This is a genomic window from Stenotrophomonas maltophilia group sp. P373, assembly GCF_053295075.1.
Genome location: NZ_CM129994.1, coordinates 3,268,521 through 3,294,728 on the forward strand (window position 1 = coordinate 3,268,521; position 26,208 = coordinate 3,294,728).

The window sequence follows — 26,208 nt, forward strand, 5'->3', positions numbered from 1 at the left end:
CGAACTGTTGCACCCATGCACGCAACGTTGGCAGGGGGCTGTGCGTATGATCGCAGCGTCCCCTTCCGGAGCCCGCCATCGATGCGTCCCTGCCTGGCCCTGTTGCCGATGCTGCTCGCCACCGCCCCTGCCTGGGCGGCCGCTGACACCTATCGCCTCGATCCGGTGCACACGCGGGTGCTGTTCTCGATCGACCACGCAGGCTACTCGCAGGCCATGGGCACGGTATCGGGCAGCGAGGGGCGCGTGCGGTTCGATCCCGACAACTGGCGCGACGCCACCGTGGAAGTGGATATTCCGGTGTCGCGGCTGGACCTTGGTGATGCCAAGTGGAACCAGGCCACCTTGGCCCGCAGCCTGCTCGACGGCGAGCGCTTCCCGACCGCGCGGTTCGTCTCCACCAAGGTCGAACCGATCGATGCCAGGCGCGCCCACGTGATCGGCACGCTGACCCTGCGCGGGGTCAGCCAGGAAATCACGCTGGATGTGACCCTCAACGCCATCAAGCGCTATCCGCTTCCCCCGTTCCGACGCACCGCCGGTTTTTCCGGCAGCACCACGCTGAGCCGGCGCGCGTTCGGCATCACCGCCTGGCCGGGCGTCATCGGTGATGCAGTACAGCTGAGGATCGAGGCGGAAGCCACCCTCGACCGCAGCGACGCCCCGGGAACTCCCGCTCCCCTTCCACACTCCGACCCCAAGACGGCCCGCTAGAGGACCCCTCATGACCGCCAAGAACACCCCCGCCGCCTGGGGGAGTGTCAGCCAGATCCTGCACTGGTTGATCGCACTGCTGATCCTCGCCCTGGGCGTGGTCGGCCTGACCATGGGCGAACTGCCCAAGACGCCCAAGTACTTCTGGGTCTACACCGCGCACAAGTCGATCGGCATCACCGTGCTGGCGCTGGTGCTGTTCCGCCTGGGCTGGCGCCTGTACGCCGGGGCACCGAAGCCGGTGCCGGGCGTGCCAAGCTGGCAGGAACGCATCGCCAGTGCCACCCACGTACTGCTGTATGTGCTGATGTTCGCCATCCCGCTGTCGGGCTGGCTGTACGATTCGGCCAGTGGCCTGCGCCCGTTCCGTTGGTTCGGCCTGGTCGACGTGCCCAAACTGAGCGGCCCCGACCCGCAGGTCGTCGCGGTGTCCCATGCCCTCCACGAATACGGCTTCTGGCTGTTGATCGCGGTGGTGCTGGCCCATGCCGGCGCTGCCTTCTACCACCACCTGTTCCAGCGCGATGCAACGCTGTCCCGCATGTTGCCGCGTGGCTGGCTCGCCTCCCCTCAGAAGGACTGACCGATGAACCTGAAACTGACCACTCCGGCCGCCGTGGCCGCCGCCCTGGCCGGCATGCTGGCCACCGCTCCGGCACTCGCTGCCGATTACGCGCAGGCTCCCGGCGCCGGTTCGATCCTGGTGTTCGCCACCAAGTACGACGGCGAAGTGTTCACCGGCAGCTTCCCTGGCTTCGCGACCAAGCTCAGCTTCGACCCGGCCAACCCGGCTGCCGGTTCGCTGGATGTGGTGATTCCGCTGGCAGGCGCCAAGAGCGGCAACAGCGATCGTGACTCGACCCTGCTGGGCGCCGACTTCTTCAACGTCGGCAAGTTCGCCACCGCACGCTACACCGCCAAGGGCTTCCGCGCCATGGGCAATGACCAGTTCGCCGCCGATGGCACCCTGGAGCTTCGTGGTGTCAGCAAGCCGGTCACGCTGACCTTCACCTGGAAGCCGGGCACCCAGCCGGTGCTGACCGGCAAGGCCACGGTCAAGCGCCTGGACTTCGGCGTCGGCGGCGGTGACTGGGCCGACACCAAGACCATCCCGGACGAAACCGCGATCAGCACGATCGTGAAGTTCGACGCGAAATAAACCGCATCTGGTAGTGCCGGCCGCTGGCCGGCATCACCCGGAACAGAGGGGTTGCCGGCCAGCGGCCGGCACTACCGATCGACGGCCAGCCACGCCTGAACCGTGGCCGCGTCGAACGGCCAGTCCAGCTCGCGGTCGCCGCGCTCGTCACGCAGCACCGGCACCCGCGTGCCATAGCGCGCTTCCAGCGCCGGCTGGTCGTCCAGGAACACCGATTCGAACTCCGGCGCCCGTGCCCTGGCCAGCTCGGCCAGGGCCATGTCGCACAGGTGGCAATCGTCACGTTGGATAAGGGTCAACACCGGCCGGGCTCCCGTGGCGGAAATGCTGCGCCGCAGCCATGGAAGTGCGGCGTGAACCGCTAGAATAGCGATCTCTTCCGGTACCCGCAGTACGGCAACCATGGCTGTCAGCACGTTCGACGTTTTCAAGATCGGCATTGGCCCGAGTTCCTCGCACACCGTCGGGCCGATGAAGGCCGCCGAGCGATTCATCCATCGCTGGCTGCTCGACCCGGGCCGCCTGCACGAGGTCGCGCGCATCCGCGCCGATGTCTATGGCTCGCTGGCACTGACCGGCCGCGGCCACGGCACCGACAAGGCGATCCTGCTGGGCCTGGAAGGCCAGCGGCCGAACCTGATCGATCCAGACATCATTCCGGCCACGCTGGAGCGCATCCGCAGCAGCAAGCGCATCCAGCTGATGGGCCAGCACGAGATCGCCTTCGACGAGAAGCGCGACCTCGGCATGAACAAGCGCCAGAAGCTGCCCTACCACACCAACGGCATGCGCTTCACTGCCTACAACGCCGACGACGAAGTGATCGCCACCCGCGACTATTATTCGGTCGGCGGCGGCTTCGTGGTCAACCAGGACGACGCGGCCGATGATCGCATCGTGCCCGACGAGACCCCGCTGCCCTACCCGTTCAAGAGCGGCGACGAGCTGCTGGCGCAGACCGCGCGCAGCGGCCTGAGCATTGCCCAGCTGATGTTCGAGAACGAGAAGTGCTGGCGCAGCGAAGACGAGATCCGCGCGCGGCTGCGCGAGATCTGGAGTGCGATGCAGTCGTGCGTGGCGCGCGGCATCCGCGAGGAAGGCGTGCTGCCGGGTGGCCTGAAGGTGGGCCGTCGTGCGCCGGCGTTGTACCGCGAACTGTCGTCGAAGCCGGAAGCGGCGATGCGCGACCCGCTGACCACGCTGGACTGGGTCAACCTGTACGCACTGGCAGTGAACGAGGAGAACGCTGCCGGTGGCCGCGTAGTGACTGCGCCGACCAACGGTGCGGCCGGTGTGCTGCCGGCGGTGCTGCACTACTTCGATCGCTTCTGCCCGGGCGCGAACGAACAGCGCGTGTTCGACTTCCTGCTGACCTCGGCGGCGATCGGCATCCTCTACAAGGAAAACGCCTCGATTTCCGGCGCCGAAGTGGGCTGCCAGGGCGAGGTTGGCGTGGCCTGCTCGATGGCGGCCGGTGGCCTGGTCGCGGCACTGGGCGGCAACCCCAGCCAGATCGAGAACGCCGCGGAAATCGGCATGGAACACAACCTGGGCCTGACCTGCGACCCGATCGGTGGCCTGGTGCAGATTCCCTGCATCGAACGCAACGCGATGGGCGCGGTGAAGGCGATCAATGCCTCGCGCATGGCGATGCGTGGCGACGGCAAGCACAAGGTGTCGCTGGACAAGGTAATCAAGACCATGCGCGATACCGGCCGCGACATGCAGGACAAGTACAAGGAAACCAGCCGCGGTGGCCTGGCGGTGAACGTCATCGAGTGCTGATGACCCTGGGTAGAGTCGACCGCTGGTCGACTATCGCGTGCAGCGCGGGATTTTCGCGGTCTGATCGAAGAGCAGTCGACTGACAGTCGACTCTACCCCGTTGTCCCTGGCCGGTCGGACGACACCGTCACCGCGTTCCGGTTAGGCTCGGGGCTCCCCCACCCCGGATTGCCCCATGCGCGTGATCGCTGCCGCCCTGCTTGCCTGCCTTCCGCTGACCGCCCTGGCCGCCCCCACCTACGGGCCGCGGCTTGAGGGCTTCGACTACGGCTATCCGGTCAAGACCTTCGCACTGGAATCGCAGCGGCAGCCGCTGGAAATGGCCTACCTGGACATCGCGCCGAAGAAGGCGCCCATCGGTGTGGTGGTGCTGCTGCACGGCAAGAACTTCTGCGCCGCCACCTGGAAGGAATCGATCAAGCCACTGGTTGCCGCCGGCTATCGGGTGATCGCTCCGGACCAGGTCGGCTTCTGCAAATCCAGCAAGCCCGAGCGCTATCAGTACACGTTCGCACAGCTGGCAGCCAATACCCATGCCCTGCTGCAGCAGCTGCAACTGGGCGACGTGCCGGTGCACCTGGTCGGGCATTCGATGGGCGGCATGCTGGCCGTGCGCTACGCGCTGATGTACCCGCAGGACCTGCGCAGCCTGTCGCTGGTCAACCCGATCGGACTGGAAGACTGGAAAGCGCTGGGCGTGCCCTGGCGCAGCGTCGACGCGTGGTATGCCGGTGAAATGAACATCAGCTACGACAGCATCCGCCGCTACCAGCTGGATGTGTACTACGACGGCAAATGGAAGCCGGCCTACGAACCCTGGGCGCGGATGCAGTCAGGCATGTACGAAGGGCCCGGCAAGCAGGCCGTTGCATGGAGCCAGGCGCTGGCCTCGGACATGGTGTTCAACCAGCCGGTGGTCTACGAACTGAAGAACCTGCAGGTGCCGACCACGCTGTTCATCGGCCAGAAGGACCGCACCGCGATCGGCCGCGACCTGGCGCCGGCTTCGGTGAAGGCGACGCTGGGCAACTATCCAGCGCTCGGCAAGGCGGCGGCCGCAGCGATTCCCGGCGCGACGCTGGTCGAGTTCGCCGAACTGGGCCATTCGCCGCAGGTGCAGGACCCGAAGCAGTTCAACAGCGCCTTGTTGAAGGCGTTGAAGTCCCGCTGATCAGCTAGCGTGCTCGTGTAGAGCCGAGCCCATGCTCGGCTTATCCAGCAGGAGGGGATCTCGCCAGGAGCAGCCGAGCATGGTCTCGGCTCTACAAGAACTGTGCGATCAGCCGACGATCCGCAGCACGTCATCCAGCAACGCGGCGGCGGTGACTTCCGCGCCCGCACCCGGGCCCTGGATCAACAGCGGCTGGCGACGGTAGCGATCACTGTGGATGGCGACGCGATTGTCGGTCCCCGCACCCTGCGCCAACGGGTGATCGGCCGGCAGCTCGCGCAGGCCCACCTGCGCACCCCCACCGTCAACACGGCCGACGAAACGCAACACGCGGCCGTTTTCGCGTGCCCGCTGCCAACGCGCCTGCAGCGGCGCATCCAGCTGCTCCAGCGCAGCCACTGCGCCCTCCAGCGGCAACGCGGCCAGCGTTTCAGGTACCAGTGAGTCCACCTGCACCTGCGAAGCATCCAGCGCCAGCCCGCTGCTGCGGGCCAGGATCAGCAGCTTGCGGCGCACGTCCTCGCCGGACAGGTCAAGTCGCGGATCCGGCTCGGTGTAGCCGGCCGCCAGCGCCTCGCGCACCGCCGCCGAGAACGGCGACTTGCCGTCATAGCGATGCAACAGCCACGCCAGCGAACCGGACAGCACGCCCTCGATGGCATGGATGTGATCACCACCGGCCACCAGTGCGCGCAGGCTGCTCAGCAGCGGCAGCCCGGCACCGACGGTGGCGCTGTCACCATAGCGCGCACCACTGTCGGCACAGCTGTCTGCAATGGCCTGCGCGCGTGCCAGCTGCGCACCACGGCCCAGCTTGTTGGCTGTCACCACATGCACGCCGCGCGCCAGCCACTGCACGTGACGTGCGGCCACGTCTTCGCTGGCGGTGGCATCGACCACCACATCGCCACGCTCCAGCCCTTCGGTGCTGGCCCACGCCGGCGAACTCTGGCCATCGCGTGGCGCACGTCGCGCCAGTTCCAGCGGCAACGCCAGGTCACGATCGATCTCCAGCGCAGTGCGCGAGTTGGCCAGCCATTGCACGCTCGGCAGTTCCAGACCGCGAGCTCGCAGCGTCTGGTAGCGCTGCACGAAGGCCGAGCCGACTGTGCCAGTACCGAGCAGCGCCAGGCGTCCCGCGCCCAGCGCCGGAATTTCAGCAGCGAGTGCGCTCATGCATCCACCACCTGTTTGCGGCGTGCGGCCGCATCGATCACGACTTCGGCGCGCTGCAGCGCGGCACCGAGATCGGCCAGCAGGTCGCGCTCGGCCTCGATGCCGACCGACAGACGCAGCAGCCCTTCGCTGATACCGGCCGCTGCGCGTGCTTCGGCGGTCATCGCCGCATGGGTCATGGTCGCCGGATGCGCGATCAGGCTTTCGACGCCGCCCAGCGATTCGGCCAGGGTGAAGCAGCGCAGGCCATCCACGAATGCGCGCACTGCCGCGTGCGGATCTTCACCGGCGCAGTGCGCAAGCTCGAACGACAGCATCGCGCCGAAACCGCTCTGCTGGCGCGCCGCGATGGCATGGCCGGGATGTTCGGCCAGGCCCGGGTAGTACACCCTGCCGACGGCCGGATGCTGGTCCAGCAGGGCAACGATCGAGGCGGTATTTTCCTGATGCACGCGCAGGCGCGCATCCAGCGTGCGCAGGCCACGCAGGGTCAGGAAGGCATCGAACGGTGAACCCGTCAGGCCCAGCGCGTTGCCCCACCACACCAGCTGCTCGTGCACTGCCGGATCACGCGCGACCACTGCCCCGCCCACCACATCGCTGTGGCCGTTGATGTACTTCGTGGTGGAATGCAGCACCAGGTCCGCACCGAACGACAGCGGTTGCTGCAGCGCTGGTGACAGGAACGTGTTGTCGACCACCACGAGTGCGCCGGCCTTGTGCGCGGCATCGATGACGAAGCGCAGGTCGGTGATGCGCAGCAGCGGGTTGGACGGCGTTTCCACCAGCACCAGCTTCGGCTGGGTGGCCAACGCCTGTGCCAGTGCGCGCGGATCGGTCAGGTCGGCGGTGACCAGTTCAAAGTGGCCCTTCCGGGCCAGCGCATTGAACAGGCGCCAGCTGCCACCGTACGCATCGTGCGGCACCACCAGGGTATCGCCCGGCTGCAGCAGTGCGTTCAGCACCAGGTTGATCGCGCCCATGCCGGTGGCGGTGACCACACCACCGACGCCGCCTTCCAGTTCCGCCAGCGCCTCACCCAGCAGGTCGCGGGTCGGGTTGCCACTGCGCGTGTAGTCGTACTGGCGCTTGTTGCCGAAGCCTTCGAAGCTGAAGTTCGACGACAGCACGATCGGCGGCGTGACCGCGCCATGCGCGGTGTCCCGATCGATGCCCGCACGGACGGCGGCAGTGGTGCGACTACAGGACGGCTCGTTGGCGTGCAGGCTCATGCGGACTCTCCAGAAGTGCGGAAGGCGGTGGCGAGGATCGCGTCGATGCGATCGGTTTCTTTGAGGAAGGCGTCGTGGCCATAGGGCGAACGCAGCACGCGCAGGCTGCCGCGCGGGCCCAGCCCTTCGACCAGGCCGACCAGGTCGGCCAGCGGCACCAGGCGGTCGCCCTCCACGGCCACCACCACGGTCGGCGGCAGGATCGCGGCGGGGTCGACACGGTGCAGGTCGATCGATTCGGACAGGCGCAGGTAGGCGGTCACCGGCGTGCGCGCGACGTACTGCGCGCCGGCGGCGTCGAGGTAGTCTTCGGCGGCCACGCGCACGCGGCCATTGATGACCTCCGGGGCAGCGTCGAAGCGCTCGCCGAATTCTTCCGGGGTGCGGTAGCTGAGCATGGCGAACTGCCGGGCCAGGGCCAGGCCGTGGTCTTCGCCGCACTGCAGCTGGCCCAGCGCAACCGCGCGGCGCTGCAGCGCGCGCCACGCGGCCGCATAGGGATGCGGGCGGTGCGCGCCGCTGGCCAGCACCAGTTGGCGCACGCGGGCGCGGTGACGGATCGCGAACTGCTGGCCGACCAGCGCGCCATACGAATAGCCGACGAAGGCCTTCAGCGTGCGGATGCCGAGATGGTCCAGCAGCAGCGCCAGCGCATCGGCCTGGTCGGCAGTATCGATCGGCACATCCAGTGCACCGTCGGCACCGATGAAATCGAAGGCCAGCACGCGCAGCTGCTGCGGGTCGAGCGCGCGGCCGGTACCCACAAGCGCTTCGGCCCAGCCCTTCTCGCTGAACTGTGCGTTGGACGCCACGTGGCGATGGGCGGAAATGCCACCGGCCAGCACCACCACCGGCGCGTTGGCCGGGCCCACCCACTCATAGCGCAGGCGCACCGGGCTGGGGCCTGCATGGCGCATCGACAGCACCGCGGCGAACTCACCGCGCTCGGCGTGCACGCGGTCTGCGACCGGCACGCTGACGGGGACGAAGGGCTCGGGGCGAATGGCGGTACTGGCAGCGAAGCTCATGGCGGGATCCGGTTGGGGAATCGGCCATCGAGCCTCGCGGGCCCGCGTTCGAGATGCACGTGGGGTGCATGGTTCGAACCATCTTTCGGTGGACGCCACGGTCCCCGCAGGATTTGGCACCTACGCAGACGCTTGCGCGCCTGCGGGCTGCCCCGGCTTCAAAGGGCCTGTCCCTCTGCCGGTCTCGATGGTGGAGCCACGATGCCAGCCCTTTCCGGCACTGTCAATCCCTTCATGCGGATAAAGCGATAGATATTTCCAGAATCAGTCTGCGAGGGCCGTCCCGGTCGCCCCGTTCAGGATCGGGTACAGTCCCGGCGGTCCTCTCGCTGGAAACGCCGATGCCGCGCCTGCCCCTGTCCTGCCTGCTGTTGCCTCTGCTGGCGAGCGCGACCGCACACGCCGGCGACTGGCGCCAGGGCTGGGGACTGGCTCCCCCTTCCGCGCCTGCCACCCGCGCAGGCAGTGCCGAGGGCGCCGCCCCCATGGCCCGGTTGCGCCTGCAGCCGGTCGGTACGCAATGGCAGGCGCGGATCGACAACGGGCTGGCAGGGCCGCTGCAGATCCAGCTGCGCGCCGCCCCCGGACACCCGGTCGAAGGCCTCCCGGTCGAGTCGCTGATCCAGGGCGACAGCAGCCTGGTGGTCGGCCACCTGCCCGCCCCGATCAATGGCCGCATGCTGGATCTGCGCCTGCAGTCGGTGCCGGGCAACCCTGCCGCACAGGCCGAAGATGTCGGCTATCGCCTGCCGTTCGATGCGGCCCGCCTGCGTGTGGACCAGGCGCCGCAGGGGCGATTCAGCCATGACGACGAGGAGAACCGCGACGCGGTCGACTTCGCACTGCCGGAGGGCACCCTGGTGCTGGCAGCGCGCGAGGGCACGGTGATGCAGATCCAGGATGGCTTCCGTGGCAACGGCCAGGACCGCGAGCGCGATGGTGCCCGTGCCAATTTCGTCCGCGTGCTGCACAGCGACGGCAGCATGGCCCTGTACGGCCACCTCCAGGCCGGCGGCATGCGCGTGCGCCGCGGCCAGGCGGTGGGAGCCGGGCAACCGATCGGCCTGTCCGGCAACAGCGGCTACAGCACTGCGCCGCACCTGCACTTCGTGGTGCAGGTCAACCGCGGCATGAGCCTGCGCTCGGTGCCGGTGCGCATCTTCGCCGGGCAGGGCCAGCTGCAGTTCGCCCGCCACGGCGAGGCCGACGGCGGTATCGGGCGCTGACCGGCCCCGGCCGGTATAATCGGGCGCTTATCTCTTTGAAAAGCGCCCCGGGCGGGCGCCACTGCCATGTCCGAAGTCGCCACCGAAGCGTCGCGTCGCCGCACCTTCGCCATCATTTCCCACCCTGACGCCGGCAAGACCACGCTGACCGAAAAGCTGCTGCTGTTCGGAGGCGCGATCCAGATGGCCGGTTCGGTCAAGGGCCGCAAGGCCGCCCGCCACGCCACCTCCGACTGGATGGCGCTGGAAAAGGAACGCGGCATCTCCGTCACCTCCTCGGTGATGCAGTTCCCGTACGAAGGCAAGATCGTCAACCTGCTCGACACCCCTGGCCACGCCGACTTCGGCGAGGACACCTACCGCGTGCTGACCGCAGTGGACTCGGCGCTGATGGTGATCGACGTAGCCAAGGGCGTGGAAGAGCGCACCATCAAGCTGATGGAGGTGTGCCGCCTGCGCGACACCCCGATCATGACCTTCATCAACAAGCTCGACCGCGAGGGCAAGGACCCGATCGAGCTGCTGGATGAAGTGGAGACCGTGCTCGGCATCCAGTGCGCGCCGGTCACCTGGCCGATCGGCATGGGCCAGCGCCTGAAGGGCGTGGTTCACCTGCTGACCGGCGAAGTGCACCTGTACGAACCGGGTCGCAACTTCACCCGCCAGGACTCGACCATCTTCCCGTCCATCGATGCGCCCGGCCTGGCCGAGAAGATCGGTGCACAGATGCTGGCCGACCTGCGCGACGAACTGGAACTGGTGCAGGGCGCCAGCCATCCGTTCGATCTGGACGCTTACCGCGCCGGCAAGCAGACCCCGGTGTTCTTCGGCTCGGGCGTGAACAACTTCGGCGTGCAGCCGCTGCTGGACTTTTTCGTCGAGCATGCGCCGTCGCCGCAGGCGCGAACCACCACCGGCCGCGAAATCGCACCGGAAGAGAACAAGCTGACCGGCTTCGTGTTCAAGATCCAGGCCAACATGGACCCGCAGCACCGTGACCGCGTGGCATTCATGCGGGTCTGTTCGGGCCGTTTCAGCGCCGGCATGAAGACCTTCCACGTGCGCACCGGCAAGGAAATGAAGCTGGCCAACGCGCTGACCTTCATGGCCAGCGACCGCGAGATCGCAGCCGAAGCGTGGCCCGGCGATGTGATCGGCATCCACAACCACGGCACCATCTCCATCGGCGATACCTTCACCGAAGGCGAAGCGGTGACCTTCACCGGCATTCCCAACTTCGCCCCGGAACTGTTCCGCCGCGCACGCCTGCGTGATCCGCTCAAGCTCAAGCAGCTGCAGAAGGGCCTGGCCCAGCTGTCCGAGGAAGGCGCGACCCAGTTCTTCCGCCCGCTGACCAGCAACGACCTGATCCTGGGTGCCGTCGGCGTGCTGCAGTTCGACGTGGCCGCCTACCGCCTGAAGGACGAGTACGGTGTGGAAGCCACCTTCGAGCCGGTCAGCGTGACCACTGCGCGCTGGGTCCACTGCAGCAACGAGAAGAAGCTGGAAGAGTTCCGCGAGAAGAACGCGCTCAACCTGGCGCTGGATGCGGCCGGCCACCTGGTCTACCTCGCTCCGACCCGGGTCAACCTGCAGCTGGCCCAGGAACGCTCGCCGGATGTGCGTTTCTCGGCCACACGCGAAGCGGCGCACACCGTTTCGGCAGGCTGATGCCACGGGGTCGGATCCCTTTCCGCAAGGAAAGGGCTCTGACCCCGCCGGCGCAACCCAGGGATTCACCCACCATACGGTGACGGGCGTGCACGTGCCGCCCATCGCGGCGATGATAGGGGGGTGCGGGTCCCCCTCCCCGCGAACGATGCCTACGCCATGTCCACGACTTCCGTTGCTTCGATCCGCGAAGAAATCGCCAGCGCCCTGACCCATGGCCTCGGTGCCGTGCTCGCCCTGGGCGCCGGCGCGGTGCTGATCACCCTGGCCGCAATCTACAGCGATGGCTGGCAGCTGGCCGGCGCCATCGTGTTCGGCATCGCGCTGCTGCTGCTGTACACCGCGTCCACCCTTTACCACGCCATCCAGCACCCGGTCGCCAAGGGCCGGCTCAAAGTGTTCGACCACTGTGCGATCTACGTACTGATCGCCGGCACCTATACCCCATTCACCCTGATCGGCCTGCGCGGCCCGTGGGGCTGGGGCCTGTTCGCCGCGATCTGGACCCTGGCCCTGGCCGGCGTGGTGTTCAAGCTGTTCTACACCGGTCGCTTCAAGCGCCTGTCCACTGCCATCTACGTGGCCATGGGCTGGCTGGTGATCGTGGCGGTCAAGCCGATGCTGGCCTCGATCGACGGCTGGACGCTGGGCTGGCTGCTGGCCGGCGGCCTGTCCTACACGCTGGGCACCTATTTCTACCACCGCGAATCGATTCCCTATTCGCATGCGATCTGGCACCTGTTCGTCATCGGTGGCAGCGTCTGCCACTTCGTCGCGGTCACCATGCAGGTGCTGTAGCACCGGCCCGTGCGTGGCGCGTGCACGCCGCGCACATGGACGCTTCGCGCCCCGTCCACGATGAGGGGGCAACCATGGCAGCGTGAATGCCGCCGCCTCCCCTGCCACAAAGCGCACGAACCGCTGGCGCCTGCGCCGCCCCGGCCCGCGAGGCCGGCGCTGGTTGACGCTGCTGATCTTCCTGCTCGCGGCGATCCTGGTACTGATCGCATTGTGGGACTGGAACTGGTTCAAGGGCCCGGTTGAGCACGCCGTGCAGGCCCGTACCGGCCGCGCACTGCACATCGGCCATCTGGATGTCGACCTCGGCCGGACCAGCACCATCCGTGCCGATGCGATCACCTTCGCCAATGCCGGTTGGGCCAGGCAGCCGAACATGGCCACGGCCGACCGCGTCGAGATCGATGTGCGCGTGTGGCCCCTGCTGCGCGGCAGCGTGCAGCTGCCGGAAGTGCGCCTGACCCGACCGGACGTGCTGCTGGAAACCGCCCCTCGCAAGGGCGAACCGGGCAACTGGGACTTCCTCGGTGACAGCGCTGGCGGCACCAGCCCGCAGCTCAAGCGCCTGCGCATCGACGACGGCCGGCTGCAGTTCCTCGACGCACCGGGCCGTACTGATATCCGCGTGGGCGTGCGCAACGGCCAGCCGAAGCAGGCCGATGCCTCGCCGCCGCTGCTGGTGCAGGGCAAGGGCCACTGGCAGGGAAACCCGTTCACCCTGCAGGGCGGAACCGAATCACCGCTGGAACTGACCAACAGCGACCACCCGTTCCGCATCCACCTCGACGGACGCGCCGGCGCCACCCACGCGGTGGCCAGCGGCACGCTGACCAATCCGTTCCAGCTGCGCGTGTTCGACCTACAGTTCGCACTCAGTGGCCAGGACCTGGCCGATCTCTACCCATTGCTCGGCATCGCCATTCCGCCGTCCCCGCCCTACGCGCTGAACGGTCGCCTGAAACGCGACCACGACGTCTGGCGTTACGACGGTTTCACCGGCAAGGTGGGCGACAGCGACCTCGGTGGCAGTCTTCAGTTCGAGGTGGGCCGCGACCGTCCGCGGCTGACCGCGACGCTGGAATCCAAGCGCCTGGACTTCGATGACCTGGCCGGCTTCGTCGGCGCGCCGCCGAAGACCGGCGGCGGCGAAACCGCCAATGCGGAGCAGAAGGCCGAGGCCGCACGGGTGGCCGCGCGCGCGCGCGTGCTTCCGGACACGCCCTACAACCTCGGCAAGCTGCGTGCGATGGATGCCGATGTGCGCTGGAAGGCCCACCGCATCAACGCACCGTCATTGCCATTGGACGACATGGATGCCCATCTGCTGCTGGATGACGGGGTGCTGCGGCTGGCACCACTGAACTTCGGCGTCGCCGGCGGCGATATCCGCAGCACCATCCGCATGGACGCACGCCAGCCGCAGATCAGCACTGCGCTGAAGGCGAGCGTGCGCGGCGTTCAGCTGGGCCAGCTGTTCCCCGATGCCAAGCTGGCCGAACAGGCCAAGGGCGGCATCGGCGGTGAGGTGGACCTGAGTGGCCGCGGCAATTCGATCGCCGCGATGCTCGGCAGCAGCAGCGGCAAGGTCGGCCTGGCGATGGGCCGTGGCCATGTCGGCAACCTGGTGATGGAGCTGGCCGGCCTGGATATCACCGAATCGCTGAAATTCCTGGTGACCGGCGACAAGCAGATTCCCCTGCGCTGCGCCTTCGCCGACTTCGGTGTGCGCGACGGCCTGATGACCAGCCAGGCGCTGGCGGTGGACACCACCGACACGATCCTCATCGGCGAAGGCACCGTCAGCCTGCGCGACGAAACCCTGGACCTGCTGTTGAAGCCGCGCCCAAAGGACAGGAGCATCCTGGTACTGCGCTCGCCGCTGCACATTGCCGGCACGTTCAAGGACCCGTCGTTCCGCCCGGACTTCAAGGCGCTGGGCATCCGCGGTGCGGTGGCCCTGGCGCTGGGCAGCATCGCCCCGCCGGCGGCCTTGCTGGCGACGATCGAGCTGGGGCCGGGCAAGGATGCCGACTGCGGCGGGCAGTATGCGAAGTAGGGTTACAGCGTTGTTCGCGGCGCCTGCATTGATGGTGGCTTGAGGGGGACGGGTGACAGTTTCCTGCGCGCGCGGAACGAGAGTGGAAATTCAAAGTCAAAAGAAAAAAGCAAAGTCAAAAGCTGTTGCCAACCAAGGTTGGCAGCTACCAAAGGCGAGGCACCGCGCTCGCAGAAATGTGTCCAGAGGCGGAGGGTGCGGCTGGGCAGGACCGTTGGCGCCATGGATGGCGCCATCGAGCCCCCATGGATGGGTCTATGGCGTGTCCTGCCCAGCCGCACCCTCCGTCTCCCAACGTGTCAGGAAGGCGCTGCTTTGGCTTTGGCTTTGGCTTTGGCTTTGGCTTTGGCTTTGGCTTTGGCTTTGGCTTTGGCTTTGGCTTTGAGCTTCGAAAAGCGGGCCGGCGGGCCGCAGGCCCGCCAGCGACACCCTCACCCGGCGACGATGTACTGCTGCAGTTGATCCAGCTCCCGCCGCTGCGCATCGATCACCGACTTCACCAGGTCGCCGATGGAGATCACCCCCAGCACCTGCGCGCCCTCCACGACCGGCAGATGGCGGATGCGATAATCGGTCACCAACTGCAGGCAATGCTCCACCTGCTCGCCCGGCGACACCGTCACCACCTGCGACGTCATGATCTCTGCCACCGCCGTATCGCGCGAAGAGCGATCACGCAACACGATCTTGCGCGCGTAATCACGCTCGGACAGGATTCCCACCAGCCGCGGGCCGTCCATCACCAGCACCGCACCGATGCCCTTTTCCGCCATCAACCGGATCGCATCGATCACCGCCGCATCCGGCGCGACCGCATGTACTTCAGGAGACTTGCCGTCCAACAGTTGCCGTACCGTGGTCATCTGCCTGCCCTCCCAGGGTGGGTTGCGGGACCGAGTCTGCCACGGACGATGCTAGCCAGGCGTCAACCAGGTACAACGGCCGCTGCTTGGACTCCTCGTACAGCCGCCCCAGGTACTCACCGATCAGGCCAAGCGCGATCAGCTGCACGCCGCCCAGGAACAGGATCACCGCCATCATCGTCGGCCAGCCCGCCACCCGGTCGCCATACAGCGCCGCCTTCACGATCACCCACAGGCCGAACACGAAAGCGACGGCCGCGGTTGCCAGCCCGAGGTAGGTCGCCGCCCGCAACGGCACGGTCGAGAACCCAGTGATGCCTTCGAGGGCGAAATTCCACAGCCGCCACAGGCTGAACTTGCTGCTGCCGGCCACACGTGCGTGGCGGTGGTAGGGCACGGCGATCCGCTTGAATCCCACCCAGCTGAAAAGTCCCTTCATGAAGCGGTGGCGCTCGCGCATCCCGCGCAGGGCGTTCAGCGCGCGCGGTGACAGCAGGCGGAAGTCCCCGGTATCGGCCGGAATCGGTGTCCGCGACAGGCGGCCCATCACCCGATAGAACATCGCTGCCGTGGCCCGCTTGATCCAGGCCTCGCCATCGCGGGCCATGCGCGTGCCGTAGACGTTGTCATGACCTTCGCGCCAGCGCGCGACGAACTCCGGCACCAGCTCCGGCGGGTCCTGGCCGTCGGCATCGAGGATCATCGCCGCACCCTCGTGCACCAGATCCAGGCCGGCGGTCAGCGCCGCTTCCTTGCCGAAGTTGCGCGACAGCTTCAGCGCCGATACGCGTGCATCGGCCTGGGCCAGCCCGGCGATCACTTCCCAGGTGCGGTCATGGCTGCCGTCGTCCACATAGAGGATGTGACCGTCGATGTCGGGCATGCCGTCGAGCACCGCGCACAGCCGTGGATGCAGCAGCGGCAGTGCCAGGGCCTCGTTGTAGGCGGCGATGACGAAGGTAAGCCGTTCGCGGGTCATGCCCGGATTGTACGTTGCCGGCACGCGCCCGGCCCGTCGTTCGCCAATTGCAGCGCCGGGCTCAGTCCTCCGACAGATAGGACGCACCACCCAGCTGGCGCGCCTGGCGTTGGATCCACGCGGCCCGCCGCTGCACATACGGCCCAGGCTTTGCCGCGTTGTAACGACGCGGTGCCGGCAATACCGCGGCCAGGCGCGCGCTCTCGGCCGGGCTCAGCCGAGCAGCATCCTTGCCCCAGAATTTCTGCGCTGCCGCTTGCGCGCCATACACACCATCACCGAATTCGGCAATGTTGGCGTACATCTCCAGGATCCGCTCCTTTGGCCACAGCGCCTCGATCAGCACCGTGTACCAGACTTCCAGGCCCTTGCGGATCCAGCTGCGGCCCTGCCACAGGAACAGGTTCTTGGCCACCTGCTGGCTGATCGTGCTTGCGCCGCGCAGGCGCCCGCCCCTGGCGTTGTGGTCGCGCGCCTTTTCGATGGCCTGCAGGTCGAAGCCGTTGTGGTCGGGGAAGCGCTGGTCCTCGGCCGCCACCAGCGAGATCGGCAGGCTCGGTGCCATCTGGTCGAGGTCGCGCCACTGGTAATGCAGCCGATAGGACCAGTCGGCCTCGCCCAGCGCCTCGCCATAGCGCCACAGCATCACCATGGACACCGGCGGGTCGATGAACCGCAGCACCAGCACCTGCAGACAGCTGAAGGCGGCCAGCAGCACCGGCAGCCACAGCAGCCGCTTCCAGCGCCAGCGTCGCCGGCGCGGCGCGGCGACCACGGCCTCTACCTTGTGCTGCTCTCCCGCTGCCCCCATTACTGGTGCATCCTTCTTCTGTCTGGTTGTCGGCGCATTATCCGGCAACCGCCCCCGTTTACGCGCGATGTGAGCCGATGACCGCCAACCCCGATTCCCTGATCCGTTTCCTGCTCCCCGACGCCGGCGTGCGTGGCGTGCATGTGCACCTGCAGGCCACCTGGCAGGAAATCCTGTCCCATGCCGCCTACCCGGACGCCGCTGCCGAACTGCTTGGCGAGGCCTGCGTCGCCTCGGCGCTGTTCACCGGCCACACCAAGATCGACGGGCGCCTGTCGGTGCAGCTGCGCAGCAGCACCGCGCTGCGCACCCTGTTCGCCGAATGCACCGCCGCCGGCACCCTGCGCGGTATCGCCCAGCTCAGCGAGGGTGGCGACGCACCGCGTGACCTGTCCCGCCTCGGTGATGACGCAATTCTCGCCATCACCATCGAGAACCCCGGCCTGGACCCGCGCGAGCCGCAGCGCTACCAGAGCCTGGTCGCGCTGACTGCGCCGGAACTGGACGAGGCCTTCGAGGACTACTTCCGCCAGTCGGAGCAGCTGCCGACCCGCCTGCTGCTGGCCGCCGACCGCAACGGTGCCGCCGGCCTGCTGCTGCAGAAGCTGCCGGGCGACGAAGGCGACGAGGATGGCTGGGCCCGCGCCAGCGCCCTGTTCGAAACCCTGGGCAAGGCCGAACTGCTGGCGACCCCGGCCGAGCAGCTGCTGCACCGCCTGTTCCACGAGGAGCGGCCGGAACTGCTGGGCGGCAAGCCGCTGTCCTTTGCCTGCTCCTGCTCGCGCGAGCGGGTGGCCGGCATGCTGCAGTCGCTGGGGGAAGAGGAGGCCCGCGCGGCCGCCGAGGCCACCGGCGCCGTCGAGGTGCGTTGCGAATTCTGCGGGCGTGAGTATCACTTTCCATTGACGGAGTTCGGCATACTGTTCCACGGCGCCCAGGGGGCTGTAGCGGCGCCTGAACGACTTCAGTAAACGGCAGTCTTGTACCTGGGGAGGATCAAGGCTTGTTAAGAATTCATAAACACCCTAGGATCGAGTTCCCGTCCCCACGGGAACTTCCGTTGTCCGTCCCTGTCTGAACTGGTCCGATGCGTACCTTCCTGCGTCTACCGCTGGCCCTGCTGATCGCCCTTGGCGCGATCACGGGCGTGCATGCGCAGAGCAAGGACACCCGCACCGTGTTGCCGGTATGGAACAAGGGCAGCGGCAAGGTCGAGGCGCTGCTGTACCTGGAGCCGACCGGCGAACAGGCAGCCGGCGCCCGCTGGCATTTCGGCCGCAATTCGCTGGACGCGGCCTTTGGCCTGTCCTCCGGCGATTCGCTGGGCCTGCTCTGCAACAGCAGCAGCGGCACCAGCATCAGCGGCCTGGCCAGCCATTGCATGCTGGCCAGCCTGGGCGACGAGGACGATCTGAACAGCCGTCGTTTCAGCGGTACCGCCGCGCTGAACCGCGGCAACAGCCGCCTGGGCATCACCGCCGGCACCGGCCGTGAAACCCTGCCCGCCTGGTTGTCGGGCCCGAACAAGACACCCTCGCTGCGCGCCGAGCAGAACGATCTGACCGTGTTCGCGCAGAAGAACATCGGCCGCGAAGGCTTCGTCTCCATCGCCGGTACCTACGCCAAGGCACGCCTGGTACCGCTGGCCGACGCTTCGCCGGCCATCGTCGATCGCTGGGACAGCAAGAGCCTGAGCATCGGTGCCGGTTACGGCAACTTCACCGGCAGCATCATCGGCCGCGTGGTCGACGTGCCGGGCAAGCCCGGCAAGTTCGAAGGCCTGGGCATCGGCCTGACCTGGCGTACTCCGTGGTCCGGCCAGCTGACCGTCGGCGCCGAGAACGTGATCAGCCGCGGCAAGAATCCGTTCTCCCCGCGCAACGAAAGCAACGACGACGGCACCGTGCCGTACGTGCGTTACGAACAGGATCTCTGATCCCCTCAGTCAGGTTCAGCAACGATATTCCCGAAGGCGCCGAAAGGCGCCTTTTTGCATCTGCGTGCCAGCCTCGCACTCGCATGAGCGGTATCGACCGCAGAGCGTATCGACATATTGGGATACATATCAGTCGAAACTTTTTTCATTATTCTGCGTTAACAAACGAGGCAGATCAGCATGACCATACCAGCAACCCGTTGATTGGGCTGGAAAAAGCGCTCTTTTACCAAAATCACAGACTTCATTAACACAGCTTTAATTCTTGGCGAACGCCCGTTACTATCGGGTCAGCCTCGCGATTTGGGAGCGCTTTTTCGCTCCCCCGCCGGGCACTAACCCCAGCCAAGATTTCTTGGAGAGAGAGAGAGCCAATGAAACTCAAGTCCAGCCAGCTGCGTGACGCAGTTGTGATCGCGCTTGTCGCCGGTGCCACCACCGCGACGGCCCACGCCCAGGAAGCGACCAACCTCGACCGCATCGAGGTCACCGGTTCGCGCATCCGTCAGGTCGATACCGAAACCGCCCAGCCGGTGTTGAGCCTGAGCCGCGCCACCATCGAAAAGAGCGGCTTCAAGACGGTTGCTGACGTGCTGCAGAACATTTCTGCCGCCGGCAGCCCGGCCATCAGCCGTTCCGAACCGCTGTCCTCTGGTGAAATGGTCGGCGGCTACTACATCGACCTGCGCAACCTGGGTGCACAGCGCACCCTGATCCTGGTCGACGGCAAGCGCCTCGGCGCCAGCGTCAGCGGTTATCAGGACGTGTCGCAGATCCCGTCGGCGATCGTCGAGCGCATCGACGTGCTGAAGGACGGTGCTTCCTCGGTGTACGGTTCCGATGCCATGGCCGGCGTGATCAACATCATCACCCGCAAGAATTTCGAAGGCCTGGAAGTCAACGCCTACACCGGGCAGTACAGTGAAGGCGACGGCCAAAAGCAGAGCGCCGATTTCGTTGCCGGCTTCACCGGCGATCGCGGCTCGATCACCATCGGTGCCGAGTACTCCAACGAAAAGGCGGTGTGGGCAAAGGATCGCTGGTTCTCCGAATCGTCGCGCACCAATCGCCATCCGACCGCCGGCTGGACCTCGGTCAGCCAGTGGGGCTCGGTGTTCGACCCGACCGATCCGGACGCACCGTCGCTCACCCTCAATCGCGGCGGCAATCCTTACAACGCGGCGGACTTCCACGAAACCGACCTGACCCCGATCACCGGTGACGTAAGCAACTCCAACCAGCAGATGCAGCTGCTGACCCCGACAAAGCGTCGCAGCGTATTCGCCAACCTGCAGTACGACCTTACCGACAATGTCCGTTTCAGCGGTGACCTGCTGTACACCCGCCGCGAATCGGAAGCGCAGGTGGCCGGTTACCCGCTGCAGTCCGAAGCCTACGCCAACCTCGGTTCCATCTGGTCGGCCAACAGCTACTACAACCCGTTCGGCCAGGATATGGCGTATGTCCGCCGTGGCTGGGAAGTGCCGCGCGTTTCCAACAACAAGCTGACGACGTTCCGCTTCAGCGGCGCGCTGCAGGGCTCGTTCCAGTTCAATGACAAGTACTTCGACTGGGAAGCCGGCTACCTCTACCAGAACTCCGAAAACAACCAGAGCCAGACCGGCAACTACAACGTCCTGGCTGCCAACGCCGCCACCGGGGCCTCGTTCTACAACCCGGCAACCGGCCGCGTGGAGTGCGGAACCGCAGCGGGCCTGGCTGCGGGCACCAACCCGGCCTACGGCCCCGGCGCCGGCGGCTGCATCCCGTGGAACCCGGCCATTCCGTTCGGCCGCACCGGTGATGGCGGCTTGACCGGCAATCCGGACCTGCAGCAGTTCCTGTTCCCGACGACGCACAACGTCGGCGAAACCACGATGACGTCCTACTACGCCAACATTGCGGGTAGCATCCTGACCCTGCCGGCAGGCGACCTGGGCTTCGCACTGGGTTACGAGTACCGCGAGGAGAAGGGCAACTTCAATCCGGACGCGCTGTCGCAGTCGGGTTACTCCACCGACCTGGCGGCTGGCCCGACCGGCGGCAAGTACGACGTCAATGAAGTGTACCTGGAGCTGAACGTACCGATCCTGGCCGACCTGCCCGGTGCCAAGGAACTGAGCCTGAGCGCAGCCACCCGCTTCTCCGACTTCAGCACCTTCGGCAACACGACCAACAGCAAGTTCGGCCTGAAGTGGCGCCCGATCGATCAGCTGCTGGTTCGTGCGACCTACTCCGAAGGCTTCCGCGCGCCGACCATCGCCGACCTGTACGGCGGCAGCTCGCAGTCCTTCGAGTACTTCACCGATCCGTGCGATACCTCGTTCGGTCTGGCCGCAACCGATGCCGCCACGGCCCAGCGATGCGCTGCCGCCCTGGGCGCCCTGGCCCCGAACTTCCGCCAGCTGAAGCAGGGTTACGTCCCGGCGGAAGGCCCGGATGAGCAGAGCCCGGTGCCGTTCACCTCCGGCTCCAATCCGAACCTGACTCCGGAAACGTCCAAGTCCAAGACCGTTGGCCTGGTCTGGAGCCCGACCTTCGCCCCGGGCCTGAACCTGAGCCTGGACTGGTTCAACATCAAGATCGAGAACACGATCGTTTCCGATACCCCGACGGATCAGCTGAACGACTGCTACGTTCTGGGCATTGCTGAGCGCTGCAGCACCTTCACCCGTGACGCCACGCTCGGCTACGTCAACAACCTGACCTACGGCAGCCGCAATGCCGGCTTCATCGAAACCGAAGGCTTCGACTTCGATGCAAGCTACCGCTATGCGACCGACACCTGGGGCAGCTTCAACTTCAACCTGCAGAACACCTACGTCACCAAGAACGTTCTGAAGACGGCCAATGATGACTCCCCGGTGCAGATCTACAATGGCTTCGGCAGCAACTTCCGCCTGCGTTCGAACCTGACCGTTGGCTGGGAATTCGGCGACTTCGGCATCACCTGGGGCACCCGCTACTTCTCCAGCGTGAAGGAGCGTTGCTACTACGCCACCGAGTGCTCGCTGCCTGACTACGGCTCGCCGGATCCGGCTCGCAACCAGGCGCAGAACAAGCGCGGCGCCACCACCTTCCACGACGTCCAGTTCTCCTGGAACGCGCCGTGGAATGCGACCATCGCGGTCGGTGCGCGCAATGTGTTCGACCACTACGGCCCGCAGATGTACTCGGCGCCGAACTCGCAGTACTCCTACTACGGCGGCTACGACATCGGTCGCCTGATCTACATGCAGTACAAGCAGAAGTTCTGATCGGGAACCTGATCAGCTGATGCAGCAACGGCCCCGAAAGGGGCCGTTGTTCTTTGTGCGCCATGGACGGGCGCTGGCCAGCGCACAACAAAAAAGGCCGCAGCATCGCTGCGGCCTTCCTTCGAGATCATTTCCGGGCGCTCATCCGTTCGGAATCAGCGTCTCGATCAGATGCTCGACGTACGCTTCGAAATCCTCGCGCGCCTGCTTGGGCTGCTGCAGCTGCAGCGACAACTGCAGGAAGCCGACATAAGCGGCGTACGCAAGGCGTGCGCGATGACGCGCATCGGTCGAGCTGAGGCCGGCCTGGCGGAACGAGGCGACCAGATAGTCGAGGCGACGCTGCGAGACCCGGTCGATCACCGGCCGCACCATCGGATGATCCAATGCCTTCAGCAGCTCGCTGTAGATGATGTGCGGCTGCACTTCATGCGCCACCATCTGGAACAGCTGGCGCAGGCGCACACGCGGATCCGGTACGTCTTCCAGGCTGCCGAACACCTGTTCCTGTTCGAACAGTTCCCAGCGTTCCAGCGCCGCCTGCAGCAATGCATCGCGCGAAGGGAAATGCCAGTAGAAACTGCCCTTGGTAACGCCGAGCCGCCGTGCCAGCGGCTCTACCGCGACGGCGCCGACACCTTGTTCAGCAATCAGATCGAGGGCCGCCTGGGCCCAGTCTTCGGCACTCAGGCGGCTGTTGCGGCCGGCGCGCGGTTCGCCGGCGGAAGCGTCAGGTTGATTCATGGACTGATTTAACCATACGCCGGGGTTCGTTGCAGTACGCGGTTGCGGTCGAAACCGTCGCAGGCCCCTCGGAAGGGTCCCTCCACGCGCGTTCTGCAACGCACCATACCGTGCAGTATTGACTTCCCCTCGAAGCTCTCCATACTAGCAAGTATGGTTATGTCCCCAACTCCAGCTGCGTTCCATGACCTGCGCCTGGACGCCGCCCATGGCGCCCGCCTGGCGGCGACCGTCAGCGACCATGGCCGGCGTGGCCGGGTCCTGTTTGCCCATGGCTTCGGCCAGACCCGCCACGCCTGGAATGCCACTGCCCGCGCACTGAACGCGGCCGGCCTGCAGACGCTGGCCTACGACGCCCGCGGCCATGGCGATTCCGACTGGAATGGCGCCGATCTGCCCTATCACGGCGAACAGTTCGCCGACGACCTGATCGTGCTGGCCGGCGAACAGCCGCGCCCGCCGGTACTGGTTGCCGCTTCGATGGGTGGCCTGTTCGGCCTGCTGGCCGAATCGCGCTGGCCGGGCCTGTTCTCGGCCATGGTGCTGGTCGACATCACCCCGCGCTGGGATACCGCGGGTGTCGAGCGCATCCTCGCCTTCATGACCGCCCATCCCGACGGCTTCGCCTCGCTGACCCAGGCCGCCGACGTGATCTCGGCCTACATGCCGCACCGGCCGCGCAAATCCGAGCAGTCGCTGCGTGCGCTGCTGCGCGAGGACGGCCACGGGCGCTGGCGCTGGCATTGGGACCCACGCCTGGTGGCCGAGCTGGCCCGCGACAGCGAACAGCACCAGGACGCACTGGCCGAGGCCGCACGCCAGGTGAAGTGCCCGCTGCTGCTGGTCAGCGGCGGCCGCAGCGACCTGGTCACGCCGCAGACCGTGGCCGAATTCCTGGCGCTGGCGCCGCATGCGCGCCATGTACAGCTGCCGCAAGCGACCCACATGGTCGCCGGCGATGACAACGACGCCTTTACCGCTACTGTGTTGGACTATCTGGACGTGTTGCCCGCAGCGGACGCTGCGGCTTCGTCCGCCACAAACGAGCACGTCACCGGAGCACGCTCATGAGCATCGTTCTTCCCTTCCTCGCCTTGCTGCTGGCAGGCGCCTTCGTCGCCTACCACCGCATGCGGCTGGTTACCTGGACGCTGATCAGCGTGGCCCTGCTGGCCGCCTGCTGGTTCATTCCCTACGTCAACCAGACCGCCACCATCGTCGCTGCGGCGGTGCTGGCGGTGATCGCCGTGCCGCTGCTGCTGCCGTTCATCCGCAAGCCGCTGCTGACCGGCCCGATGATGAAGGTGTTCCGCAAGGTGCTGCCGCCGCTGTCGCAGACCGAGCGCATCGCGCTGGAAACCGGTTCGGTCGGTTTCGAGGGCGAACTGTTCACCGGTGATCCGGACTGGAACATCCTGCTCAACTACCCCAAGCCGCAGCTGACCGCTGAAGAACAGGCCTTCCTCGATGGCCCGGTGGAAGAGCTGTGCACGATGGTCAACGACTGGGAAATCACCCACGTCCACGCCGACCTGCCGCCGGAGCTGTGGGCCTTCATCAAGAAGAACAAGTTCTTCGGCATGATCATCCCGAAGGAGTACGGCGGCCTGGGCTTCTCCGCGCTGGCCCACCACAAGGTGATCCAGAAGCTGGCCTCGGTGTCCTCGGTGGTCAGCTCCACCGTCGGCGTGCCCAACTCGCTGGGCCCGGGTGAACTGCTGGTGCATTACGGCACCCAGGAACAGAAGGACCAGTACCTGCCGCGCCTGGCCGACGGCCGCGAAGTGCCCTGCTTCGGCCTGACCGGTCCGTTCGCCGGCTCCGACGCCACTTCGATCCCGGACTACGGCATCGTCTGCAAGGGCGAGTGGAACGGCGAGCAGGTGCTCGGCGTCAAGCTGACCTTCGACAAGCGCTACATCACCCTGGCCCCGGTCGCTTCGCTGATCGGCCTGGCCTTCCGCATGTACGACCCGGATGGCCTGATCGGCGATACCCGCGACATCGGCATCACCCTGGGCCTGCTGCCGCGTGATACCGCCGGCGTCGAAATCGGCCGTCGCCACTTCCCCCTGAACTCGACGTTCCAGAACGGTCCGATCCGCGGCAAGGACGTGTTCATTCCGCTGACCCAGCTGATCGGCGGCGCAGCCATGGCCGGCAAGGGCTGGAACATGCTCAACGAGTGCCTGGCGGTGGGCCGCTCGATCACCCTGCCGTCCACCGCCAGCGGCGGTGCCAAGGCCGGTGCCGCCGTGACCGGCGCCTATGCGCGCATCCGCAAGCAGTTCGGCCTGTCGGTCGGCCGCTTCGAGGGCGTGGAAGAAGCGCTGGCCCGCATCGGCGGCAAGGCGTACAAGATCAGTGCGCTGTCGCAGGCCACCGCCGCTGCGGTTGACCGTGGCGATGTGCCGTCGGTGCCGTCGGCGATCGCCAAGTACCACTGCACCACCATGAGCCGTGAAGTGATCTCGGACATGATGGACGTGATCGGCGGCAAGGGCATCATCCTGGGGCCGCGCAACTTCGCCGGCCGCAGCTGGCAGGCCGCGCCGATCGCGATCACCGTGGAAGGCGCCAACATCATGACCCGCAGCCTGCTGATCTTCGGCCAGGGTGCGATCCTCTGCCACCCGTGGGTGCTGAAGGAAATGAAGGCCGCGCAGGATCCGGATACCCGTGCCGGCCTGCAGGAGTTCGACCGCAGCCTGTTCGGCCACATCCGCTTCGGCATCTCCAATGCCGTGCGTTCGTTCTGGTTCGGCCTGACCGGCGCGCGCTTCGGCGCCGCCCCGGGCGACGCCTACACCCGCCGCTACTTCCGCAAGCTGGACCGTTACTCGGCCAACCTGGCGCTGATGGCCGACATCTCGATGATGACCCTGGGCGGCAAGCTGAAGTTCAAGGAATCGCTGTCCGGCCGCCTGGGCGACGTGCTGAGCCATGTCTACATGACCAGCGCCATGCTCAAGCGCTACCACGACGAAGGTGCACCGCAGGCCGACCAGCCGCTGCTGGCCTGGGCCTTCCATGACAGCGTGCACAAGATCGAAGAGTCGCTGTCGGCCGCGCTGCGCAACTTCCCGATCCGTCCGATCGGCTGGCTGATGTGGGCGCTCATCTTCCCGTTGGGCCGTCGTGCCGAGGCTCCGGGTGATCGCCTGAGCCGCCGCGTCGCCGCCCTGCTGATGGCGCCGAATGAAGCCCGCGACCGTCTCGCCAATGGCGTGTTCCTGACCCCGTGCGAGAACAACCCCGGTGGCCGCATCAACAGTTACCTGAGCAAGGCGATCATGGCCGAGCCGGTGGAGCGCAAGTTCCTCAAGGCGCTGAAGAGCAAGGGCATCGAGGCGCTGGACTTCAAGGCGCAGCTGGACGAAGCCGTGGCCGAGGGCGTGATCACCCAGGACGAGCGCAGCCTGCTGGAAGAGCTGCGCACGCTCACCCTGGACACCATCACCGTGGACGACTTCGACACCCACGAACTGCGCGCGGCCAGCTACTACGACCGCCAGCACAAGGATCCGCATTCGCAGGCGGCCTGATCGCCCGCGACACGCGTTGCCTTCGACGGCGGGCCTCGGCCCGCCGTCGCGTTATCC

At 66.6% G+C, this 26,208-nt stretch carries 22 protein-coding genes and 1 riboswitch; of the genes, 14 read left to right on the forward strand and 8 right to left on the reverse strand.

Annotation, left to right across the window (positions count from 1 at the left end; all coding sequences use genetic code 11):
- Positions 1-81 precede the first annotated feature (81 nt).
- Genes ACSYHF_RS15220 through ACSYHF_RS15230 form a run of 3 tightly spaced genes read left to right on the forward strand, consistent with a single transcriptional unit; the run spans position 82 to position 1,873 of the window.
- Positions 82-714 carry a YceI family protein gene (locus tag ACSYHF_RS15220; protein WP_053499626.1) on the forward strand — a complete coding sequence of 211 codons (633 nt, stop codon included), beginning with the start codon at positions 82-84 and terminating at the stop codon, positions 712-714.
- 10 nt (positions 715-724) lie between these two features.
- Complete coding sequence (locus tag ACSYHF_RS15225) at positions 725-1,297, forward strand: cytochrome b (protein WP_005418388.1); 573 nt, start codon at positions 725-727, stop codon at positions 1,295-1,297.
- A gap of 3 nt (positions 1,298-1,300) precedes the next feature.
- The gene (locus tag ACSYHF_RS15230) at positions 1,301-1,873 is read left to right on the forward strand and encodes a YceI family protein (RefSeq protein ID WP_262221066.1); all 573 of its coding nucleotides are present in this window, start codon (positions 1,301-1,303) and stop codon (positions 1,871-1,873) included.
- Positions 1,874-1,944: 71 nt separating this feature from the next.
- Here ACSYHF_RS15230 and ACSYHF_RS15235 read toward each other — a convergent pair whose 3' ends face one another.
- On the reverse strand, positions 1,945-2,175 hold the full coding sequence (locus ACSYHF_RS15235) for a glutaredoxin family protein (protein WP_032954410.1): 231 nt from the start codon (positions 2,173-2,175) through the stop codon (positions 1,945-1,947).
- 100 nt (positions 2,176-2,275) lie between these two features.
- On the opposite strand from ACSYHF_RS15235, the gene ACSYHF_RS15240 reads away from it, so the two are divergent.
- A complete protein-coding gene (locus ACSYHF_RS15240) occupies positions 2,276-3,658 on the forward strand; it encodes an L-serine ammonia-lyase (RefSeq protein ID WP_065178205.1) in 1,383 nt (460 codons plus the stop codon).
- Positions 3,659-3,833: 175 nt separating this feature from the next.
- On the forward strand, positions 3,834-4,829 hold the full coding sequence (locus ACSYHF_RS15245; protein WP_069139380.1) for an alpha/beta fold hydrolase: 996 nt from the start codon (positions 3,834-3,836) through the stop codon (positions 4,827-4,829).
- Positions 4,830-4,937: 108 nt separating this feature from the next.
- Here the strand turns inward: ACSYHF_RS15245 and ACSYHF_RS15250 are convergent, their stop codons facing one another.
- From ACSYHF_RS15250 to metX, 3 genes are read right to left on the reverse strand one after another with little or no spacing between them, the layout of a single operon-like run.
- The gene (locus tag ACSYHF_RS15250; protein WP_447575778.1) at positions 4,938-6,005 is read right to left on the reverse strand and encodes a homoserine dehydrogenase; all 1,068 of its coding nucleotides are present in this window, start codon (positions 6,003-6,005) and stop codon (positions 4,938-4,940) included.
- Positions 6,002-7,237, reverse strand: coding sequence for an O-succinylhomoserine (thiol)-lyase (locus ACSYHF_RS15255; RefSeq protein ID WP_005418398.1), 1,236 nt, complete (start codon positions 7,235-7,237; stop codon positions 6,002-6,004). Before ACSYHF_RS15255 ends, ACSYHF_RS15250 begins: the two co-directional genes overlap by 4 nt.
- A complete protein-coding gene (gene metX / locus ACSYHF_RS15260; protein WP_005418400.1) occupies positions 7,234-8,265 on the reverse strand; it encodes a homoserine O-succinyltransferase MetX in 1,032 nt (343 codons plus the stop codon). Before metX ends, ACSYHF_RS15255 begins: the two co-directional genes overlap by 4 nt.
- A gap of 75 nt (positions 8,266-8,340) precedes the next feature.
- Positions 8,341-8,459: riboswitch (SAM riboswitch) on the reverse strand.
- A 147-nt stretch (positions 8,460-8,606) separates the two neighbouring features.
- Here metX and ACSYHF_RS15265 point away from each other — a divergent pair.
- From ACSYHF_RS15265 to ACSYHF_RS15280, 4 genes are all read left to right on the forward strand, one after another.
- Complete coding sequence (locus ACSYHF_RS15265) at positions 8,607-9,491, forward strand: M23 family metallopeptidase (protein WP_262221064.1); 885 nt, start codon at positions 8,607-8,609, stop codon at positions 9,489-9,491.
- A 66-nt stretch (positions 9,492-9,557) separates the two neighbouring features.
- Complete coding sequence (locus ACSYHF_RS15270) at positions 9,558-11,162, forward strand: peptide chain release factor 3 (protein WP_005418402.1); 1,605 nt, start codon at positions 9,558-9,560, stop codon at positions 11,160-11,162.
- 159 nt (positions 11,163-11,321) lie between these two features.
- A complete protein-coding gene (gene trhA / locus ACSYHF_RS15275) occupies positions 11,322-11,960 on the forward strand; it encodes a PAQR family membrane homeostasis protein TrhA (RefSeq protein WP_005418403.1) in 639 nt (212 codons plus the stop codon).
- A gap of 130 nt (positions 11,961-12,090) precedes the next feature.
- Entirely contained in the window at positions 12,091-14,016 is a 1,926-nt protein-coding gene (locus ACSYHF_RS15280; RefSeq protein ID WP_447576443.1) for an AsmA family protein, read from the forward strand.
- A gap of 431 nt (positions 14,017-14,447) precedes the next feature.
- On the opposite strand, the gene ACSYHF_RS15285 is transcribed toward ACSYHF_RS15280, so the two are convergent.
- The 3 genes from ACSYHF_RS15285 to mtgA all read right to left on the reverse strand — a co-directional run bounded on the left by ACSYHF_RS15285 (position 14,448) and on the right by mtgA (position 16,669).
- Positions 14,448-14,879 carry a CBS domain-containing protein gene (locus tag ACSYHF_RS15285; protein WP_005418405.1) on the reverse strand — a complete coding sequence of 144 codons (432 nt, stop codon included), beginning with the start codon at positions 14,877-14,879 and terminating at the stop codon, positions 14,448-14,450.
- Entirely contained in the window at positions 14,839-15,858 is a 1,020-nt protein-coding gene (locus tag ACSYHF_RS15290; protein ID WP_262221062.1) for a glycosyltransferase family 2 protein, read from the reverse strand. Before ACSYHF_RS15290 ends, ACSYHF_RS15285 begins: the two co-directional genes overlap by 41 nt.
- A gap of 61 nt (positions 15,859-15,919) precedes the next feature.
- On the reverse strand, positions 15,920-16,669 hold the full coding sequence (mtgA, locus tag ACSYHF_RS15295) for a monofunctional biosynthetic peptidoglycan transglycosylase (protein ID WP_005418407.1): 750 nt from the start codon (positions 16,667-16,669) through the stop codon (positions 15,920-15,922).
- Between the two features lie 77 nt (positions 16,670-16,746).
- Here mtgA and hslO point away from each other — a divergent pair, with 77 nt between their 5' ends.
- The 3 genes from hslO (at position 16,747) to ACSYHF_RS15310 (ending at position 21,862) form a co-directional block, all read left to right on the forward strand.
- A complete protein-coding gene (gene hslO / locus ACSYHF_RS15300) occupies positions 16,747-17,640 on the forward strand; it encodes an Hsp33 family molecular chaperone HslO (RefSeq protein WP_005418408.1) in 894 nt (297 codons plus the stop codon).
- Positions 17,641-17,756: 116 nt separating this feature from the next.
- On the forward strand, positions 17,757-18,605 hold the full coding sequence (locus tag ACSYHF_RS15305) for an XOO1806 family protein (RefSeq protein ID WP_061478882.1): 849 nt from the start codon (positions 17,757-17,759) through the stop codon (positions 18,603-18,605).
- Positions 18,606-18,979: 374 nt separating this feature from the next.
- Complete coding sequence (locus ACSYHF_RS15310) at positions 18,980-21,862, forward strand: TonB-dependent receptor domain-containing protein (protein ID WP_111129172.1); 2,883 nt, start codon at positions 18,980-18,982, stop codon at positions 21,860-21,862.
- A 141-nt stretch (positions 21,863-22,003) separates the two neighbouring features.
- On the opposite strand, the gene ACSYHF_RS15315 is transcribed toward ACSYHF_RS15310, so the two are convergent.
- Entirely contained in the window at positions 22,004-22,606 is a 603-nt protein-coding gene (locus ACSYHF_RS15315) for a TetR/AcrR family transcriptional regulator (protein ID WP_005418411.1), read from the reverse strand.
- A gap of 153 nt (positions 22,607-22,759) precedes the next feature.
- Between ACSYHF_RS15315 and ACSYHF_RS15320 the strand changes: the two genes are divergently transcribed.
- A complete protein-coding gene (locus tag ACSYHF_RS15320) occupies positions 22,760-23,677 on the forward strand; it encodes an alpha/beta fold hydrolase (protein WP_032954411.1) in 918 nt (305 codons plus the stop codon).
- The gene (locus ACSYHF_RS15325; RefSeq protein ID WP_005418415.1) at positions 23,674-26,151 is read left to right on the forward strand and encodes an acyl-CoA dehydrogenase; all 2,478 of its coding nucleotides are present in this window, start codon (positions 23,674-23,676) and stop codon (positions 26,149-26,151) included. Before ACSYHF_RS15320 ends, ACSYHF_RS15325 begins: the two co-directional genes overlap by 4 nt.
- Positions 26,152-26,208 lie beyond the last annotated feature (57 nt).

Excerpts from the sequence above, each read along its gene's own strand:
- ACSYHF_RS15325 (WP_005418415.1), top strand. The coding sequence starts at position 23,674 with ATGAGCATCGTTCTTCCCTTCCTCGCCTTGCTGCTGGCAGGCGCCTTC.
- ACSYHF_RS15240 (WP_065178205.1), top strand. The coding sequence starts at position 2,276 with ATGGCTGTCAGCACGTTCGACGTTTTCAAGATCGGCATTGGCCCGAGT.
- ACSYHF_RS15230 (WP_262221066.1), top strand. The coding sequence starts at position 1,301 with ATGAACCTGAAACTGACCACTCCGGCCGCCGTGGCCGCCGCCCTGGCC.
- metX (WP_005418400.1), bottom strand. The coding sequence starts at position 8,265 with ATGAGCTTCGCTGCCAGTACCGCCATTCGCCCCGAGCCCTTCGTCCCC.
- mtgA (WP_005418407.1), bottom strand. The coding sequence starts at position 16,669 with ATGGGGGCAGCGGGAGAGCAGCACAAGGTAGAGGCCGTGGTCGCCGCG.
- ACSYHF_RS15315 (WP_005418411.1), bottom strand. The coding sequence starts at position 22,606 with ATGAATCAACCTGACGCTTCCGCCGGCGAACCGCGCGCCGGCCGCAAC.
- ACSYHF_RS15285 (WP_005418405.1), bottom strand. The coding sequence starts at position 14,879 with ATGACCACGGTACGGCAACTGTTGGACGGCAAGTCTCCTGAAGTACAT.
- ACSYHF_RS15220 (WP_053499626.1), top strand. The coding sequence starts at position 82 with ATGCGTCCCTGCCTGGCCCTGTTGCCGATGCTGCTCGCCACCGCCCCT.
- ACSYHF_RS15245 (WP_069139380.1), top strand. The coding sequence starts at position 3,834 with ATGCGCGTGATCGCTGCCGCCCTGCTTGCCTGCCTTCCGCTGACCGCC.
- ACSYHF_RS15255 (WP_005418398.1), bottom strand. The coding sequence starts at position 7,237 with ATGAGCCTGCACGCCAACGAGCCGTCCTGTAGTCGCACCACTGCCGCC.
- ACSYHF_RS15225 (WP_005418388.1), top strand. The coding sequence starts at position 725 with ATGACCGCCAAGAACACCCCCGCCGCCTGGGGGAGTGTCAGCCAGATC.
- ACSYHF_RS15265 (WP_262221064.1), top strand. The coding sequence starts at position 8,607 with ATGCCGCGCCTGCCCCTGTCCTGCCTGCTGTTGCCTCTGCTGGCGAGC.
- ACSYHF_RS15270 (WP_005418402.1), top strand. The coding sequence starts at position 9,558 with ATGTCCGAAGTCGCCACCGAAGCGTCGCGTCGCCGCACCTTCGCCATC.
- trhA (WP_005418403.1), top strand. The coding sequence starts at position 11,322 with ATGTCCACGACTTCCGTTGCTTCGATCCGCGAAGAAATCGCCAGCGCC.
- hslO (WP_005418408.1), top strand. The coding sequence starts at position 16,747 with ATGACCGCCAACCCCGATTCCCTGATCCGTTTCCTGCTCCCCGACGCC.
- ACSYHF_RS15310 (WP_111129172.1), top strand. The coding sequence starts at position 18,980 with ATGAAACTCAAGTCCAGCCAGCTGCGTGACGCAGTTGTGATCGCGCTT.
- ACSYHF_RS15320 (WP_032954411.1), top strand. The coding sequence starts at position 22,760 with ATGGTTATGTCCCCAACTCCAGCTGCGTTCCATGACCTGCGCCTGGAC.
- ACSYHF_RS15250 (WP_447575778.1), bottom strand. The coding sequence starts at position 6,005 with ATGAGCGCACTCGCTGCTGAAATTCCGGCGCTGGGCGCGGGACGCCTG.
- ACSYHF_RS15305 (WP_061478882.1), top strand. The coding sequence starts at position 17,757 with ATGCGTACCTTCCTGCGTCTACCGCTGGCCCTGCTGATCGCCCTTGGC.
- ACSYHF_RS15290 (WP_262221062.1), bottom strand. The coding sequence starts at position 15,858 with ATGACCCGCGAACGGCTTACCTTCGTCATCGCCGCCTACAACGAGGCC.